This window comes from uncultured Ruegeria sp., from assembly GCF_947489545.1.
Taxonomy (GTDB): domain Bacteria; phylum Pseudomonadota; class Alphaproteobacteria; order Rhodobacterales; family Rhodobacteraceae; genus Ruegeria.
The window spans coordinates 16,611-32,594 of the sequence record NZ_CANLDZ010000004.1 but is presented as its reverse complement, the minus strand read 5'-3'; the positions used below and the strand labels follow the sequence as shown (position 1 = coordinate 32,594).

15 protein-coding genes are annotated in these 15,984 nt (G+C 54.6%); 11 read left to right on the top strand and 4 right to left on the bottom strand.

Annotated features, from left to right (window positions below; genetic code table 11):
* Positions 1-8 precede the first annotated feature (8 nt).
* Positions 9-404 carry a VOC family protein gene (locus Q1B13_RS07175; protein WP_299078867.1) on the bottom strand — a complete coding sequence of 132 codons (396 nt, stop codon included), beginning with the start codon at positions 402-404 and terminating at the stop codon, positions 9-11.
* A gap of 329 nt (positions 405-733) precedes the next feature.
* On the opposite strand from Q1B13_RS07175, the gene Q1B13_RS07170 reads away from it, so the two are divergent.
* From Q1B13_RS07170 to Q1B13_RS07150, 5 genes are all read left to right on the top strand, one after another.
* On the top strand, positions 734-2,455 hold the full coding sequence (locus Q1B13_RS07170) for an ATP-binding protein (protein WP_367180701.1): 1,722 nt from the start codon (positions 734-736) through the stop codon (positions 2,453-2,455).
* Positions 2,452-3,792, top strand: a complete 1,341-nt coding sequence (locus Q1B13_RS07165) for a sigma-54 dependent transcriptional regulator (RefSeq protein WP_299078861.1) — start codon at positions 2,452-2,454, stop codon at positions 3,790-3,792. Before Q1B13_RS07170 ends, Q1B13_RS07165 begins: the two co-directional genes overlap by 4 nt.
* A 125-nt stretch (positions 3,793-3,917) precedes the next feature.
* A complete protein-coding gene (gene dctP, locus Q1B13_RS07160) occupies positions 3,918-4,928 on the top strand; it encodes a TRAP transporter substrate-binding protein DctP (RefSeq protein WP_299078857.1) in 1,011 nt (336 codons plus the stop codon).
* Between the two features lie 66 nt (positions 4,929-4,994).
* Positions 4,995-5,627 (top strand): TRAP transporter small permease subunit, encoded by a 633-nt coding sequence (locus tag Q1B13_RS07155; protein ID WP_299078854.1) that lies wholly within the window; start codon positions 4,995-4,997, stop codon positions 5,625-5,627.
* Between the two features lie 11 nt (positions 5,628-5,638).
* Positions 5,639-7,039, top strand: coding sequence for a TRAP transporter large permease (locus tag Q1B13_RS07150; RefSeq protein ID WP_298934529.1), 1,401 nt, complete (start codon positions 5,639-5,641; stop codon positions 7,037-7,039).
* Positions 7,040-7,304: 265 nt separating this feature from the next.
* Here the strand turns inward: Q1B13_RS07150 and Q1B13_RS07145 are convergent, their stop codons facing one another.
* Complete coding sequence (locus Q1B13_RS07145; protein ID WP_299078851.1) at positions 7,305-8,384, bottom strand: helix-turn-helix transcriptional regulator; 1,080 nt, start codon at positions 8,382-8,384, stop codon at positions 7,305-7,307.
* Positions 8,385-8,592: 208 nt separating this feature from the next.
* On the opposite strand from Q1B13_RS07145, the gene Q1B13_RS07140 reads away from it, so the two are divergent.
* Positions 8,593-9,543 carry an alpha/beta fold hydrolase gene (locus Q1B13_RS07140; RefSeq protein ID WP_299799748.1) on the top strand — a complete coding sequence of 317 codons (951 nt, stop codon included), beginning with the start codon at positions 8,593-8,595 and terminating at the stop codon, positions 9,541-9,543.
* An 80-nt stretch (positions 9,544-9,623) separates the two neighbouring features.
* On the opposite strand, the gene Q1B13_RS07135 is transcribed toward Q1B13_RS07140, so the two are convergent.
* Positions 9,624-11,165 (bottom strand): ankyrin repeat domain-containing protein, encoded by a 1,542-nt coding sequence (locus Q1B13_RS07135; protein WP_299078845.1) that lies wholly within the window; start codon positions 11,163-11,165, stop codon positions 9,624-9,626.
* 532 nt (positions 11,166-11,697) lie between these two features.
* On the opposite strand from Q1B13_RS07135, the gene fosX reads away from it, so the two are divergent.
* The 4 genes from fosX (at position 11,698) to Q1B13_RS07115 (ending at position 14,544) form a co-directional block, all read left to right on the top strand.
* Entirely contained in the window at positions 11,698-12,102 is a 405-nt protein-coding gene (gene fosX / locus Q1B13_RS07130) for a FosX/FosE/FosI family fosfomycin resistance hydrolase (RefSeq protein WP_299799747.1), read from the top strand.
* Between the two features lie 228 nt (positions 12,103-12,330).
* The gene (locus Q1B13_RS07125) at positions 12,331-13,347 is read left to right on the top strand and encodes a Fe(3+) ABC transporter substrate-binding protein (protein ID WP_298934553.1); all 1,017 of its coding nucleotides are present in this window, start codon (positions 12,331-12,333) and stop codon (positions 13,345-13,347) included.
* A gap of 118 nt (positions 13,348-13,465) precedes the next feature.
* Positions 13,466-14,020 (top strand): helix-turn-helix domain-containing protein, encoded by a 555-nt coding sequence (locus tag Q1B13_RS07120; RefSeq protein WP_299078842.1) that lies wholly within the window; start codon positions 13,466-13,468, stop codon positions 14,018-14,020.
* On the top strand, positions 14,017-14,544 hold the full coding sequence (locus tag Q1B13_RS07115) for a GNAT family N-acetyltransferase (RefSeq protein WP_299078840.1): 528 nt from the start codon (positions 14,017-14,019) through the stop codon (positions 14,542-14,544). The genes Q1B13_RS07120 and Q1B13_RS07115 overlap by 4 nt, the downstream gene beginning before the upstream one ends.
* A gap of 31 nt (positions 14,545-14,575) precedes the next feature.
* Here Q1B13_RS07115 and Q1B13_RS07110 read toward each other — a convergent pair whose 3' ends face one another.
* Entirely contained in the window at positions 14,576-15,376 is an 801-nt protein-coding gene (locus Q1B13_RS07110) for a phenylalanine 4-monooxygenase (protein WP_299078838.1), read from the bottom strand.
* Positions 15,377-15,495: 119 nt separating this feature from the next.
* Between Q1B13_RS07110 and Q1B13_RS07105 the strand changes: the two genes are divergently transcribed.
* Entirely contained in the window at positions 15,496-15,954 is a 459-nt protein-coding gene (locus Q1B13_RS07105) for an Lrp/AsnC family transcriptional regulator (RefSeq protein ID WP_298934537.1), read from the top strand.
* The last annotated feature ends 30 nt before the right edge of the window (positions 15,955-15,984 follow it).

Below are 15,984 nucleotides of genomic sequence, written 5' to 3'. Positions count from 1 at the left end.
CTGTGGTCTTAGGCAAAGCGACCGCCCTTCTCGATGACCTCGATCTGATAACCGTCGGGATCGTTCACAAAAAAGAAACGCGCGACACGATCTCCACCGGGACAAAAGTCGACGATGTCTTTTGGTGTTGCTCCGGCGGTTTCAGTCTTGGCCCTGGCGGCCTCAAGATCATCAACAACGATCGCCAGATGACCGTATCCATCCCCAATGTCGTAAGGTGTGTCGCGCTCTTTGTTGACGGTCAGTTCGATTTCGAAGCTGGCAGTGGGCAACGCCATGTAGATCAACGTGAACTTCTCAAAGTCCAGGCGGTCGACAATCTCTAAATCGAAGGCCCTCTGATAGAACGAGACGGATGTATCCTCGTTGATCACGCGGATCATGGAATGCGCAAGTTTGGTCATGGCTCCTCCTATCGAATGCTCCTAGCATTTGTTTACGAGGAGGTGGTATTAGGGGGCTACTACTTGCGGAATTTCTAGATTGGCGAAACGGACTTTCGTAGCAGCGTCTTTCCGTGCAGGAGAGTTGTCGTCGTTTCGTATTCGCTGCTGAAGTTTGTGGTCTGTGTAAGTCAGAAAGAACGCACGCTTAGCTGAATGGCGGACTATAGAAATCCTGTTCGGCCTTTGTTTCCAGAAAACTCAAGTTTGGGATTAGAGGTCTTGGGATGGACGGCAAAAACCGTCTGTGATCCTATGCGGTCGCAACTAATGGGCAGTCAATGCGTTCAATGCCGTACATTGTTGGCTTTTTTGGGGCCGCTGTCGCCAGCCTTGGCCTCTATCTGATATCCTATCAATATTTCCTTTCAGAAGAACACTCCAAGGTTCTGGGGCGGCTGTCTCTGTACAAAAGCTCGGTCAAGGCCGAGTTGGAGCGGTTTTCCCACCTCACATATGTGCTGTCAAAAGACCCCTTTGTCATCGGAACAGCCGAAGGAGACGGCACAGGAACGTTGAACCGGCGCCTCGAGGATTTCGCGGCGCAGGCAGGTTTAGATGCGATTTACCTAATGGATAAAAACGGTATCACCATTTCCGCATCGAATTACCGCGATGTCGGAAGCTTTGTGGGTCAAAACTACGCCTTCCGCCCGTACTTTCAGAACGCCCTCTCGGGTGAGCAAGGGCAGTTTTATGCAATTGGAGCGACAACCGGTCTGCCGGGATACTTTATTGCCAATGTGGTACTCAACGACGCGGCCGCACCGACCGGTGTCATTGCGATCAAGATTGATTTTTCGGATCTTCAGGAAAGTTGGAGAAATTCTGGTGAGCAGGTCCTGCTGGCAAACGAGGACGGAGTTGTTCTTTTGTCCTCTGATCCGGATTGGCAGTACCGTGTGTTGAATCCGCTTTCTGATCAACAACAGGAAAGGATCAGAAAGGCTCGGCAGTTTACAGGTCATAAGCTTGATCCGTTGGACTGGATCGAGTTGCCGGGAAACCAAGCCAGGATTTCAGGGGCGAAACGTCTTCATCTGGCCGCAACTGACCTGCCTCATGGTTGGTCGCTTCATTATTTTGCAAGTGACGACCGGGCGGTCGCGCGAAGCTGGCTTGTCACCGCTCTCTTCGTCCTCCTTGCAGGTGTGGCGTTCATCTTCCTGCAAATACAACGAACGCGCCGCGTCGGGGCTGCGTTGGCAAGATCTGAGCAGGAAGAGGCACAGTTGCGTCAGGCAAACGAGCGGCTTGCAATCGAAATCGACGACCGGAAGACTGCGGAACGACGCCTCAAGCGCACACAAGGCGAGTTGGAGCGCGCAAGTCGGCTGGCTGCTTTGGGGCAACTCTCTGCGTCTGTCACGCACGAACTGGGCCAACCCATTGCCGCCATGCGCAACCATCTGGTGGCGGCCGAGATCGGGACGTCTGGCCAAACCTCGCTAACGCAGAAAGTCGGCAGCCTTGTAGATCGTATGGAGGGCATAACACGCCAGTTGCGGTTCTTCGCTCGTTCGGAAAATGAACCGTTCGATAACGTCGATCTGTGCAACTCTGTGCGCGCCGCCCTGGCCCTGGTCGATCCGAATATTGAGCAGGCAAAAGTGGAAGTTTCGCTGGATGTACCAGCCAACCCGGTTCTGATCCGAGGAATTGCTTTACGTGTCGAACAGGTGATAACCAACTTGTTGCGAAATGCCATGGACGCAACAGACGAAACGAGCGCGCCTGAAATTCGAATAGCCGTCACAGTTTCCAAAGACCAAGCCACACTTGAAATTCAAGACAATGGTCACGGCTTAGGGGAGGCGACACTGGCCGAGTTGCAAGAACCATTTGTAACCACAAGGGAGAGCGGGCGAGGCATGGGTTTGGGTTTGGCCATTTCCGCCAGCATTGTCAAAGATCACGATGGCACAATGACGGCCCGAAACCGGAATGGCGGTGGAACGGTATTCTGTGTCACCTTCCCGATAGCCTCACGACCTGAAGAAGCGAACGAATGACCCAACAGCAACCCTTCAAAGTGTTGATCGTCGACGATGATAAATCTATGCGACATTCCCTTATCGAGTTGCTCGAAGCCGCAGGGTGGCGCGTCAGCGCCGTGTCGCGCGCGACTCAGGTGGCGGAATATCTGACCGATGCCACGCCGGATGTAGTCCTTTCGGATGTGCGGATGCCAGGTATGTCGGGTCTTGAACTACTGGCCAGCCTAGATAAACAGATCGCACCGCCGGTTGTGATTATCTCGGCGCATGGCGACATCCCGATGGCAGTGCAAGCCATTCAGGATGGGGCATATGGGTTCATTGAAAAACCCTATGAGCCGCGCCGTTTGCTGACGGTGCTGACACACGCGGCTGAGCAAAGCCGTATGCGTAAAAGCAACGCGCGGCTGAAGGACAGGCTGCTAAAACTGTCTGGACTGGACCGCATTTTGCTTGGCCGAACCGATACGATTAAAGCGTTGCGGCAAGAGGTTCTCGATCTTGCTGACACCTCTGTTGCGGTCCTTTTGCAAGGCGATACAGGGACCGGAAAGGAGCTGGTAGCCCATGCCCTACATGATTTGGGTGGTTCGCCCGATGCACCGTTTCTTGCTCTTAACTGTGCCGCTTTATCCACCGATACGTTCGGAGCCGAAATGTTCGGGGTCGCGGGGGCATCTCACGGAAGGCTGGTGGCGGCATCGGGTGGAACCTTGTTTCTGGATGAAATTTGCTCGTGTCCACTCGTGGTTCAGGCCAAGCTGCTAAGGGTAATCGAAGATCAGCAGGTGTTGCCGGTAGGTGCTGTCTCGCCGTTGCCGGTAAGCTTCAGGGTCGTGTCAGCGACTAACGAAGATGTCGTACAGGCAGCCGAGGAAGGCCGCCTGCGTCAGGACCTTTTGTTTCGATTGAACACGGTCGTATTGACTTTGCCTCCGTTGCGGCAAAGACGGGATGATCTGGTTCTTTTGGCAACGCATTTTCTGAACGAATACGCTCAGGTTTACGAGATCGATGCGCCAGAGCTCAATCAGGACGATCTCGCCGCTCTGCTTGCACATGACTGGCCCGGCAATGTGCGTGAATTGCGCCATGTCTGCGAACGGCGCATTTTGGCGGCCCGACGCGGAGGAGGGTCGGTGGCGCAGGCTATCCAAAGCGATCAGCACTTTGACGATGTGCCGGATACGCTGCGCGAAGCGGTTGCTGCTTTCGAACGCGAGCTCATTGGCAAAGCCATAAAGGCGCACAAAGGCCGTATGGATGCCGCCGCCGAAGCGCTTGGAATCGGACGACGTACTCTCAACGAAAAGATCGTCAAACTTGGTCTCGATAAAGAGACCTTGCTTTAAGCGATACAGCCCTGCGGAAATCCGCAGAGTACGTGGAACATGACCCGCATTTTCCTTCATAGTCAGCAAGCGTCGCATTCTGAATACTCCGCCCAAACGAATTGCGTGATCTGGGAGGAGCCACTATGCGCAAACACCTTAACCGGGCGGCCATTGCCGTCCTGTCGCTGACCGTCGCATCTGAGGCATTGGCCGTTGAATGGAATGTTTCCCTTTGGGGCAAGCGCCGCGCCTTTACGGAGCATGTCGAAAAACTTGCCGAACTGGTGAACGAAAAGACCAACGGCGAATTTACCCTGAACATCAGCTACGGCGGGCTGTCGAAGAACAAGGAAAACCTCGACGGTATTTCGATCGGTGCTTTCGAAATGGCCCAGTTCTGCGCTGGCTATCACCGCGACAAGAATCCATCGATCACCGTTCTGGAACTGCCGTTCTTGGGCGTGACATCACTGGAACAGGAAGTCGACTTGTCGATGGCTGTCTACCAGCACCCGGCGGTGATCGAGGATCTGGCCCGCTGGGACGCGACCCTACTGATGCCGTCGCCCCTGCCGCAATACAACCTTGTCGGTGTTGGTGAAGCGCCGAAATCTCTGGCGGATTTTGAAGGTCTGAGTGTGCGTGCTACCGGCGGTATCGGCAAGGCAATGCAGACAGTTGGGGCGGTTCCAACTTCGATGTCCGCGTCCGAAGTACGTCAGGCAATGGACAGCGGTATCGTCAAGGCCGTCAGCTTTGCACCGCACGCCCATATGTCCTTCGGGACCATTGAGAACGGTACGTGGTGGACGACGAACCTGAACCCCGGAACCGTCAACTGCCCGGTCGTGGTGAACACACTTGCACTGGAAGGCCTTTCAGATGAGCATCGTGAGGCTCTGATGGGTTCGGTTGATGAAGCGCTGGATCACTACGTTTCCCACTACCAGACCAAAACGATGGAAGCCTGGGGCCCCGAGCTGGATCAGCGCGGCATCGAACGGGTCACGTTCAGCGATGAAGAAATCGCAGCGTTCAAAGAAGCAGCCGCCGCACCCGCTGCAGAGGCTTGGATTGCAGATAACACCGAACGCGGCCTTCCAGCACAAGAGCTTTATGATCTTGTGACCGGGAAGATCGCAAACGGTAGCTAATCCACTCACTACCCGGCGGCAAAACGGCCGCCGGGTAGTCTTTCTTTCCTGATAGCGGAGGAAACGATGGCCGGGTCATCCCTTGTGCTGTCCGACGACAGCCGTCTTAGCATTCTTGATCAACGCCTCTACAAGCTCGAAGGGTTTTTGGCCCTGATCAGCGGTCTGGCAGTCTTTTCCCTGATGCTGATGGCTGTGGTTTCCGTCGGCGGCAGAAATTTCGCCAACGCGCCATTGCCTGGCTATGTCGACTGGATCGAGCAGGCGATGCCGCTGATTGCCTTCATGGGCATATCCTACGCACAGCGCGATGGTGGTCACATTCGAATGGACATGGTTGTAGGCGCACTAAAAGGGCGGACGTTGTACATTGTCGAATTCGTGACGACCGCTGTCATTCTGGCGCTGATCGTCTTGCTGATCTGGGGAAGCTGGGCGCATTTCGCACGCAGTTTCGACTTTGGCGCACCGCTTTGGAGCCGCGACAGCTCAATCGATATCGGCATTCCGCTGTGGCCCGCCAAGCTGTTGGCCCCGGTGGCCTTCAGTGTTCTTTGTCTAAGGCTCTTTCTGCAGCTCTGGGCCTACGGTCGCGCCATCCGTCACCCTGAACAATCGCCCATCGCCGTCCCGCTAATCGCTGACGCCGCCACTCAGGCTGCGATGGAAGCCGAGCATGTCTCCGGCCACGACAACTGAGGTAAAATCTGATGGAACCCATTGATATTGGCCTGATTGTCTCTGGCGGTATGCTTGTTCTTGTGGTGCTTGGAATGCGTGTGGCTTTTGCCGCCGCGACTGCGGGCATGGTTGGGCTGATCTGGATTTTCTGGGCCAAGTTCGGATACGATCCGGCGCGGTTCGGCAAGGCTGTGACTGTGGCGGTCAAAACCGCCGGGCAGGTACCTCATTCAAAGATTTCGAGCCAGGCGCTCAGCCTCATTCCGACTTTCATCCTGATCGGTTACCTTGCCTACTATGCAGGCTTGACCAAAGCGCTGTTTGAAGCCGCCAAGCGTTGGCTCGCCTGGGTTCCTGGCGGGCTGGCGGTTTCGACTGTCTTCGCGACCGCCGGGTTCGCTGCGGTTTCCGGAGCCTCGGTTGCCACGTCAGCCGTTTTCGCCCGCATCGCCATCCCCGAGATGCTGAAAATCGGCTACGACAAGCGCTTTGCTGCAGGTGTCGTCGCTGCAGGCGGCACGTTGGCCTCGCTCATCCCTCCCTCGGCAATTCTGGTCATCTACGCGATCATCGTGGAGCAAGACGTGGGCAAACTGCTTTTAGCCGGTTTCATTCCGGGCATGTTCTCGGCGCTGATCTACGGCTTGTTGATCATTGGCATGGCCGTTGTGATCAAAGACTTTGGTCCGGCAGTCTCAGGCTTTACATGGAAAGAGCGATTCATGTCTTTGCCGCCCGCACTGCCTATCTTGTTTGTCGTCGTGACGATTATCTTCTTTGTCTACAACCCATTCGGAGGCGATGCTTGGGGCACGCCAACCGAGGGCGGCGCAATCGGTGCCTTCGTTGTCTTCTTGATGGCGCTGTACCAGGGCATGCGCTGGTCTGAGCTCAAAGACGCGCTTTTGGAAACCGCCAAGCTGAGCGTAATGATCTTTACCATTATCTGGGGCGTGTTGGTCTACGTTCGCTTTCTGGGATTTGCTGAGCTGCCAAGCGCCTTTTCCGACTGGATAACCTCGCTTGAGATGTCACCCATGTTGATCCTGATCTGCATTCTTCTGGCCTACGCGGTTCTGGGCATGTTCATGGATGCGATCGGGATGCTGCTGCTGACACTGCCGGTCGTCTACCCCGCCGTCATGGCGCTGAACGGTGGCGACGCCGTAAGTGCAGCCGACAGTACCTTCGGCATGTCTGGGCCAATGTGTGCAATCTGGTTCGGTATCCTGGTCGTCAAAATGGCCGAGTTCTGTCTGATCACGCCACCGATTGGATTGAACTGCTTTGTCGTGGCTGGCGTGCGCGATGATCTAAGCGTTCAGGATGTCTTTAAAGGCGTAACACCCTTCTTTCTGGCGGATGCGGCGACAATCGCAATGCTCGTTGCCTTCCCCGCAATCGTACTTTGGCTCCCAGGACAGGTTTGAAGTATCACGTGGGTGGTTACAATGAAATTCGAAAAGACGAGTGGAAAGCATGAGCGTTCAATTTACGCGTCGTAGCGCATGAGGTTAAACCGTTTGCAACTAAAGCAATCTTTGTCCGCGTTTGGTGAATTCACTAATCTCAAAGTTTTGCGTTTGCGACGAACGTCGAAAAAGCGGGCATTAGCTGCATCCCGGTAGCTGTTGATGTCTCTCATGGGCTACTACGGTCATTTGATTTGTGACCGATTACTTTCGCCGAGCTGACTCATCTAGCGTCTAGCGGATTTTGACCGTCGAACGGAGATTTCTGCGTTGATTTGCGTAGTGTTCGGTACTCGATAGGCGATTGTCCGTAGACCCGTTGGAATGCACGATAGAAGTTTGAACGTGCGATGAACCCTGATTGAGTAGCGATTTTGGCAACGCTTTCGTCAGTGTCGGTAAGCAATCGGGCCGCATGAGCCAAACGAAACTCGTTCACGTATTGCGACATGTTGGTTCCCTGAGTTCTGTTGACAGCAGACGACACAGCGCGGGCCGGAAGGCTCAGGCGCTTGGCAAGTCGTTGAACGGTAATGTTGGGGTCCAGAAAAAGCTGTTGTTCATCCATCAATACCTGCAGTCGATCTACGACTTCTGCGTCTTCAGTACTGGCAACTGGCGTTGAGTTTGACGCCGCGTTGACCTTGGAGAACATCAGTGGGAGCGTGATTGATGTCGCAAGAAGAAGAAGGATCAACGGAACAGTTCCGTAAGAAATCAGTATTGAGGCATTGGCGCCCTTGTTAACTGCAAAGTCGATTGCGATCGCGCTGTCCAAAACAAGTACAAAGACGAGGAACCCAATGCTGCGTAAAAGCCAGTTGGAAAGGGTCTGGGTAACATCGACCCGTGCTTGAATCAGTGCGTCGGGACCCTTCCGCCAAAGTAAGAAGAGAGCGACGCAATAATACGAATAGCTGGCACTGATAACCCAATCCAGACTTCTCAAGTCGCTGGCCAAGAGCAGGTACAACCCGATCAAAATGAATGGTGCAGCCAGGTGCATCAAGACGATCTTGGCGACGTCGTGCCTTTCGAGAGCCAGCGATGCAAAGCTCAGATAAAGGAGTGGCCCGAGGAACAAGGGCAACGTGCGTTGCAGCGGGATCAACTCCTCGATTCCATAGCCAAACCGCAGACCGACCAACAGGGATGAGAAGGCGCCCAACCCAAAAAAAGCCGAGAACAACATGTTGGCCAGACGAAAGCCCAGATCCAGACGCCAGGCCAGCATGGTAAGCACACCGCAAAGCAGCGCTGTCGCCAGCGGCAAGGGGAAACTGATCAACCCGGGGCTGTCCATTTGTCCTCTTTCTATCGCGACCTGTCCTCGATCAGGATCAAGGACAGGTATAGGCAGTGCAACTCATTGTTTCAAATAAACCTACGGCTCAGCTTTGACGTATCTTGAACGATGATCGGAGCTTTCGATGAGACAAACTTCTTACCTTTTTGCTGGAATCTTAGCTATGTGCGCAGCCACGGCATTTGCTCAGCCCTACCGGTCTGCAATGACAGAACTCAATATCGCCGACGTCGAGGGAGAACGCGATCTGTCCGGATTTATTTGGTATCCAACAGATGCCATCGGGCCAGAAACTTACGACTTCGACAGTGAAGTTTGGGTGGGGACGAAAGTTGTGAAAGATGCTGCGCCAGCGACGAGCCGGTTCCCACTTGTTGTCTTATCTCATGGTATGTTTGGTAACGCTTACAATCAGGCGTGGCTTGCCGGGGCCCTAGCGCAACGCGGTTACATTGTGGCCGCGGTCAGCCATCCTGGTACATCAACCTGGTCCCGCGATCCCGATCTAACGCGGCAACTATGGGAGCGGCCAAAGGACATTTCCCGTGTTATCGACCATGCGACTGGCGCATCTGATTTTTCGCAATATGTCGATTCAGACAGGATCTATATGGCGGGACACTCACTGGGTGGGTTCACGGCTGTTGCCCTGGCCGGTGCGCGCTACGACGCGGCTGGGTTAAGTCAATTTTGCGCCACTCAGCCAGACGAGCTGGCCTGTGGCATCCTTTCGAATTGGAAAATCGCGCAAACACCTGAAGATCGCGTTCAGATGGAGGCCGATCTGTCCGACAGCCGGATCAAGGCATTTGCCGTTTTTGACCTTGGCGGAACTCAGAGCTTTTCCGGCACCAGCCTTCGTCAAATTGACCGACCCATGCTTGTTTTTGGGGCACCAATCATGAATTCGGGTCTGACGCTCGACATTGAATCCCGCGCGTTGATTGCTGCCCTACCAGAGAGCAATTCGCGCTATATTGAACCGGAGACGCTATCGCATTTCGATTTCTTGGGTCGCTGCAAGCCCGAAGGCTATGAACTTCTGGCAAAAGAAGAACCGGGAGACGAGATCATCTGCGCAGATGGCGGCACAGCGCGCGCTGCCAAGCATGAGATGATCATCGACGCTGTTACGGATTTCTTCTCGAATTCCTAACGCGACCGGAGGCGGAGTGCTATGGCGACACCGGCCCTCCGCTTTCGCCATCAACAGCTGTCATGATCGCATAAACCAGTTTAAGCGACACCACCTTCGACGACCTGCTCGGGAAATCGTTCCGCCCAATCTGACAAAAACTCGGATACCGCGTCCTGGCTTGCCAGTTCTATGGCACGGTGTGGGAGAGCGACACCTTCCCGCAGTGCCAGACTCAGACACCGAGTATAGTCGCGGTCTAATCGTTGCGGGCAGTTCTCCGACCCATGAATAATTGTCGACAGAAGTGTTCCCCCATAGCCGTTCACATGTGTCAGGTCGGGCTTTAACGACAGAAGGTATTCCATGACGTCTGGCAAACCCTCCCATCCGGCAACCTGCACCGGTGTCAATCCTTCGGTATCCGGGCGGTCATATTCAACTCCTACGGCGACCAGCCGTTGAACGTGATCCAGTTTGCCCGGGATGTGCAAGATCATTCGGATGATATTGCGGTAAGCGTCAGGTATCTTGTCTGGATCAACTTTGCCCGACGGCTGAACGCCATCGGCAACAGCAGCTAGTAGTGTTTCGATCTCACTCAAATCAGTATCTGCGCCGCGCTCTTCGAGCACCCTCGCCAAACTGGCATTTCCAAACACTCGCGCATAAGCATAGGGCGTTGTGTTCTCGAAAGGGCGGTTCAATTCGGCGCCATTTTCAAGAAGAAGTTCCACCATATCTGGTGTGGCCATCCTTCGCGCCGCCTGGTGTAGCGGAGGAACGACCCATGGTGCTTCGCCGCCAACATGCGTCCCGTCAAATTCATCTACTTTAGCCCCATGGTTGAGAAGCATCTGAACCGCCGTTGTGTCATGGAAGTCCATCGCGCGCAGCAATGCGTTTGTCCCCTTCGGGTCGGCGCCATGATCCAGAAGCAGTTGTAATCCCTTATGATGACCGAGCTCGGTAGAGTGATAAAGGCTCTCGCCGTCGTTCGGATTTGCTCCGTTCTCTAGCAACCATTGCCCAAGAACCATATTGTCCGCATGGCCGATGGCGAAGTAAAGCGGCGATAGCTTATAGTCGTTGCCATGATAGACCGGCGCACCGAGATCGACATCAGCACCAGATTTCAGAAGTGCATTCGCGATATCAAGCATGTCATTAGCCAGCTCAGGTGCGCGATGGATCCACTTGGATCGGGCAAGGATCGTTAAAGGAGGCGCCAGATCGCCAATGAGCTGCGTCGCCAATTTAGGCGTCCGGTCTAGAAGTTTCCTTACGTCGGACTTGCGATAAAGGGCCAAACAAAGCCCGAAATCTCCGTCTGCCAAGTCTGGTGTGTCAGCAAGAAGTTGATCAACAGCGGTGAAGTGACCTTGAGCAAGCGCCAGTTTCAGGCGTTGCCGCTTGGCGGCTTTGTCCATGCCAAGCAAATCGGCCGCGAACTTTAGGGCAGGCCAGGATGGAAAACTGTGCTCGCGCGCAATGACGTGCAAATAGTCGGAGTGTTTAAGAGCTGTTGCCTCCGGTCGAGGTGGGTAGTTTGCGATGCGTTGACGGGCACGCAATTCGCCTGCTTCATAGGCTTTGCGAAGTGCTTTGGCGTCGCGGCGCAATTGGTCCAGGGATTTTGTCATCGGTGTCCTCACTTTTGGCTCGATGGTCCGCTGGAAACGAGCATGAGACATACCGAAAGAAGGTTGTCGTCTTGTTGATAGAGATGCCGATGACAGCTTTCCGCGGACCTGGACGCTTTCCCTAAAAGCCTTCTCAACATAACCACTCGAAGTAGTACCCGCAAGATCAGCTTGAGTGGGGCGCGAAGGGCGGAGCGACCGCAAAGCAAAAGCCGCGGTGCAGAGAGAAGTACACTTGTGGATGTCCGCCTCGGGTCGTCCTCGAGATTTGTCAGATGTGGGGTAGGGGGTTACAATGCACTACCTCCGATGTCTGCTGCGAGCCCAACCTATGAATTCGGTTTTCTCGCTGCGTGCGCTCGCAGCAGAAACGTTTCTGCATCTGCTCAGCTTTTGGTATGGCAGTGCCGCATGATAACCGTTCGTAAGCGCTCAGCGAGGCGACGACGGCCAAGGGTCAAGTTGCGGGCTTTGCTGCTGTTGGCCGGGTGTCTGGAATGGTGTGAAGAAAAGAAAAGCCGGAGGCTAAGCAGTGATCGAAGGGTTAAGTCACATGACGTTCATCGTGAGCGATCTCGATAAGATGGAGGAGATGCTAACGAGTGTTCTGGACGCAAAGAAAATCTACGACAGCGGAGAGAAGACTTTTTCGCTTTCGAAGGAACGCTTTTTCGGTATTGGCGGTGTTTGGGTTACGACTATGGAGGGCGAGCCCCTTGCAGAGAAGACCTACAACCATGTGGCTTTCAAAATGGCAGCCGATGAATACGATGACAGGCTACAGCGGATACAGGCGCTAGGATTGGAAGTCCGAGAAGGTCGCTCGCGCGTTGATGGTGAAGGACACTCGATCTATTTCTATGACCATGACAACCACATGTTTGAATTGCACAGTGGCTCGCTGGACGAGCGGCTACGACGTTACGCAGAAACCTGAAACCTCTCGTTTGCTGTACCCTGTCCAATGAGCGAGTTGGGCTAGACGCAGACATTTGTTTCATGCCCTAGCGACGCCAATTCCCGTCGTCATACTTGTAATTTCACACCAGCGACCATTTGACCGACTAAATTTGTCAGTTTTTGTTGCATCTATCGCAGAATCGTTTAATTGACCAAATCAGTCGGATTAAACTCCGCCACGAGATTTACTATGTTGGGAGACATCATGCTGAAATCCTCGACCTGTATTGCGGCCGCTTTGACAGCCGTCATTGCCACCTCGGCGGCCGCCGAAGGTGAGTTGAACCTCTATTCCTCACGCCACTATGACACGGATGAGCGCCTGTATTCGGATTTCGAAGACGCGACTGGCATCAAGATCAACCGCATCGAAGGCAAGGCCGACGAGTTGATTGCCCGGATGGAAGCCGAAGGTGCCAATTCTCCTGCAGACATTCTGCTGACCGTCGATACGTCGCGCCTGGAACGCGCCAAAAACGCAGGCGTTCTGCAGTCGATCGACAGCGCCGTTCTGGAAGAGCGTATCCCGTCCAACCTTCAGGACAGCGACAATGAATGGTTCGGCTTCTCTCAGCGTGCCCGGATCCTGTTCTATGACAAGAACGACGTGAGCGAACCGCCACAGACCTATGCCGAACTGGCTGATCCCAAATATAAGGGGATGGTCTGCATCCGCTCGAGCTCTAACGTGTACAGCCAGACGATCCTGGCGGCCATCATCGAGCATGCTGGTGCCGATGCTGCCAAAGAATGGGCCGAAGGTGTGGTTGCGAACTTTGCACGTGATCCGCAGGGTGGGGATACCGACCAACTGCGCGGCATCGTATCCGGCGAGTGCGACATCTCGATGTCGAACACCTATTATTTTGCCCGCGCTATCCGCAAAGACGTTGATGGTGTCTCGGCCGACCGCGAGATGATCGGCTGGGTCTTCCCGGATCAAGGCGGCAACGGGGCACACGTAAACCTGTCGGGTGGTGGCGTAGCAGCACATGCCCCGAACAAAGAGAACGCGATCATGTTCCTGGAGTATCTGGCAAGCGATCAGGCGCAACAGTATTTCTCGGCGGGTAACGACGAATACCCGACTGTTGAGGGCGTGGCCCTGTCTGCTTCGGTTGCCGCTCTGGGTGACTATCAGGCCGACGCTGTTGACCTTTCGGCAGTTGCGAAGAACGTTCCCGACGCTCAGAAAATCTTCAATGAGGTTGGCTGGAAGTAATTCAACCCAAAGAACCACGCAGGCCGAGGGTGCAGATTATTCTGCACCCTTTTTTGTTGCGCGGTTATATATTTCAGTTACTTTTCTCATATTCGGAACTGATTCTCGGATATGAACTATGTTGGACGATCTCTCAAACAGACTTGCAGACCATCTGGGCGAGCTTCGCAAGGCGCGCCGTTGGTCCCTGGATCAATTGTCAGAACACAGTGGTATCAGCAGGGCCACCTTGTCCCGGATGGAAAAGGGCGAGGTCAGCCCGACCGCCGAAAGCCTCGGGCGCTTGTGCGCGGCTTACGGCGTACCGATGTCACGTTTGCTGATGATGGTCGAAGACAGTTTTGACCCCAAAGTCCCCCTTGACCGACAGGCTGAATGGCGCGATCCAGAAACGGGTTTTACCCGACGCTCCGTTTCTCCACCCTCGGCTGGCCTGACCGGAGAGGTGCTGGAGTGTCACCTGCCCCGTGACACAGATATAACGTACCAGGCCCCCCCAAAACCGGGCCAGGAACATCACCTGATCATGCTGGACGGCATGTTGACCCTGACGGTCGACAATACTGCGCATATGCTGTCTGGCGGTGATTGCCTGCGCTATCACCTGTCCGGGGCGACCCAATTTGAAACAGGCGCACGGCGTGGTGCGCGTTACATTCTGGTGCTGATATGATCACCCGACTGACCGCGGATTACTTCCCAGACGTGTTGGATGATCTGACGGATATCCTACACGCCTGCGTGCATACCGGTGCCAGCATCGGGTTCATACTCCCCTTCTTGCCCGATGATGCCCGAGCCTATTGGACAACGCGCGTACAGTCCGAGCTGGGTGCGGGCGGTCTGGATCTGTTCGCCGTCTATGGCGAAGGGCGCGTTTTGGGAACGGTGCAACTGATTCCGGCGACCATGCCTAATCAACCGCATCGCGCCGATGTGGCGAAGCTGCTTGTTCATCCGGACGCCAGGCGACGTGGGCTCGGACGTACTTTGATGCATGCTCTTGAATGCCGCGCTTCAGAACTGGGAAGAACCATGCTGGTACTGGACACACGCAGCTCGGATCCATCCCGTCTTTTGTATCAAAGTCTGGGATTTCAGATCGCCGGCGAAATCCCTAACTATTGCCGCAACCCTTTTGAAGAGAGGTTGGAGCCGACGACGTTTATGTACAAAGACCTGAGTCCGGGCACCTGAAAGCGGGCGCCAGCCCTCCTGCAGTCACCTTTTATTCTGCGGCAGTGACTTTCTCGGGGAATTTGTTTGGCAGCAAGCCAAGCTTGCGGGCATGCCGGATATCGGCCAGCAGATCACGATCTGCTGCTGCAAAAAGGTCCTCTGAATCGTTTAGAACAAAATAGCCCATCTGGTGCATATCAATGCGGTACGGGGTGCGCAGGATGGTCAGGATGTCGAACGGATCCCGATCCGGCGTATCACTTGTAACTGCGTAAACCAATTCGGTCGGTGAAGACGCAAGCCCGGACCCTAGTGCTTTGATTTCACCATCCTGACGACGCAGTCCAAATTCGATTGAGAACCAATAGAGCCGGATCAACCAGGCATAATCTGCTGCATCCGCCCGGGTTCCGGCCTGCCCGATGGCGTGGCTGAAGGCGGCAAAGCGGGCATCGCTCAGCAGCGGTGTGTGGCCGAAAATCTCGTGAAAGATATCGGGCTCTTCAATATAGTCGAAATCCTCGCGCGAGCGGATAAAGGATGCAGCTGGAAAGACGCGATCTGCCAGCATACCGAAGAAGGTTTTGAACCCAATCAGCGCAGGAACCGGTTGAACGCGCCATCCGGTCAGATCCAGCAAACGTTCAGATATATCGGCGCAAGACGGAACGGAGGTTTTCGGCAAATCCAACCGCGTCAGCCCGTCAAGATATTCCCGCGCCATGTATTGCTGAACATTCTCTTCCTGTGCGGCATACAGATCAGCCCAGACGGCGTCTTCCTCGGCGGTGTAATCGATATGGCCGCGTGCATCGGCAATTTTGGCGACATATTTGGTCGATTTGGGCATTGGACTCCTCCTTCTGGATGACAGGATACCCCCTCCTCATCGACAAAATTCGTTTGAATATAGAGAGATTTGAGGTAACGTGACGAATACGTACCGTTTTTAGAGATAATCCGAAACAAATGCTTCAAACCGCAGATATTGCCATCCTCCGCGAGCTGCAAATCAGTGGACGCTTGTCGATGCAAGAGCTCGCCGAGCGCACGGGACTTTCCGCGTCGCAGTGTTGGCGGCGCGTTCGTGATCTCGAGGCGTCAGGTGTAGTGTCTGGCTATCGTGCGCAAGTGGCCGCAAAGGCCGTTGGGTTGAATGCGATCGCGTATGTCCACATTGCCCTGCAGGATCATCAGGAAAAAAGCATCTCGGATTTCCTGCGCCTCGTCGAAACTGAACCACAGATCGTCGAGTGCGCTTCGATCACCGGAGATCATGATTTCATTCTTAAGGTCTATGCCAAAACCCCCGAGGATCTGGAGGTGTTTATCATGCAGCGCTTGCTGAAATCCGGTCTCGTCCGTGACACACGTAGCAACTTTGTCCTGCGGCAAACCAAAACGCGGGGGCCCTTGCCCATTCTTTGACCGAACGTAGGTTTGCAGCTTTGGAATCAC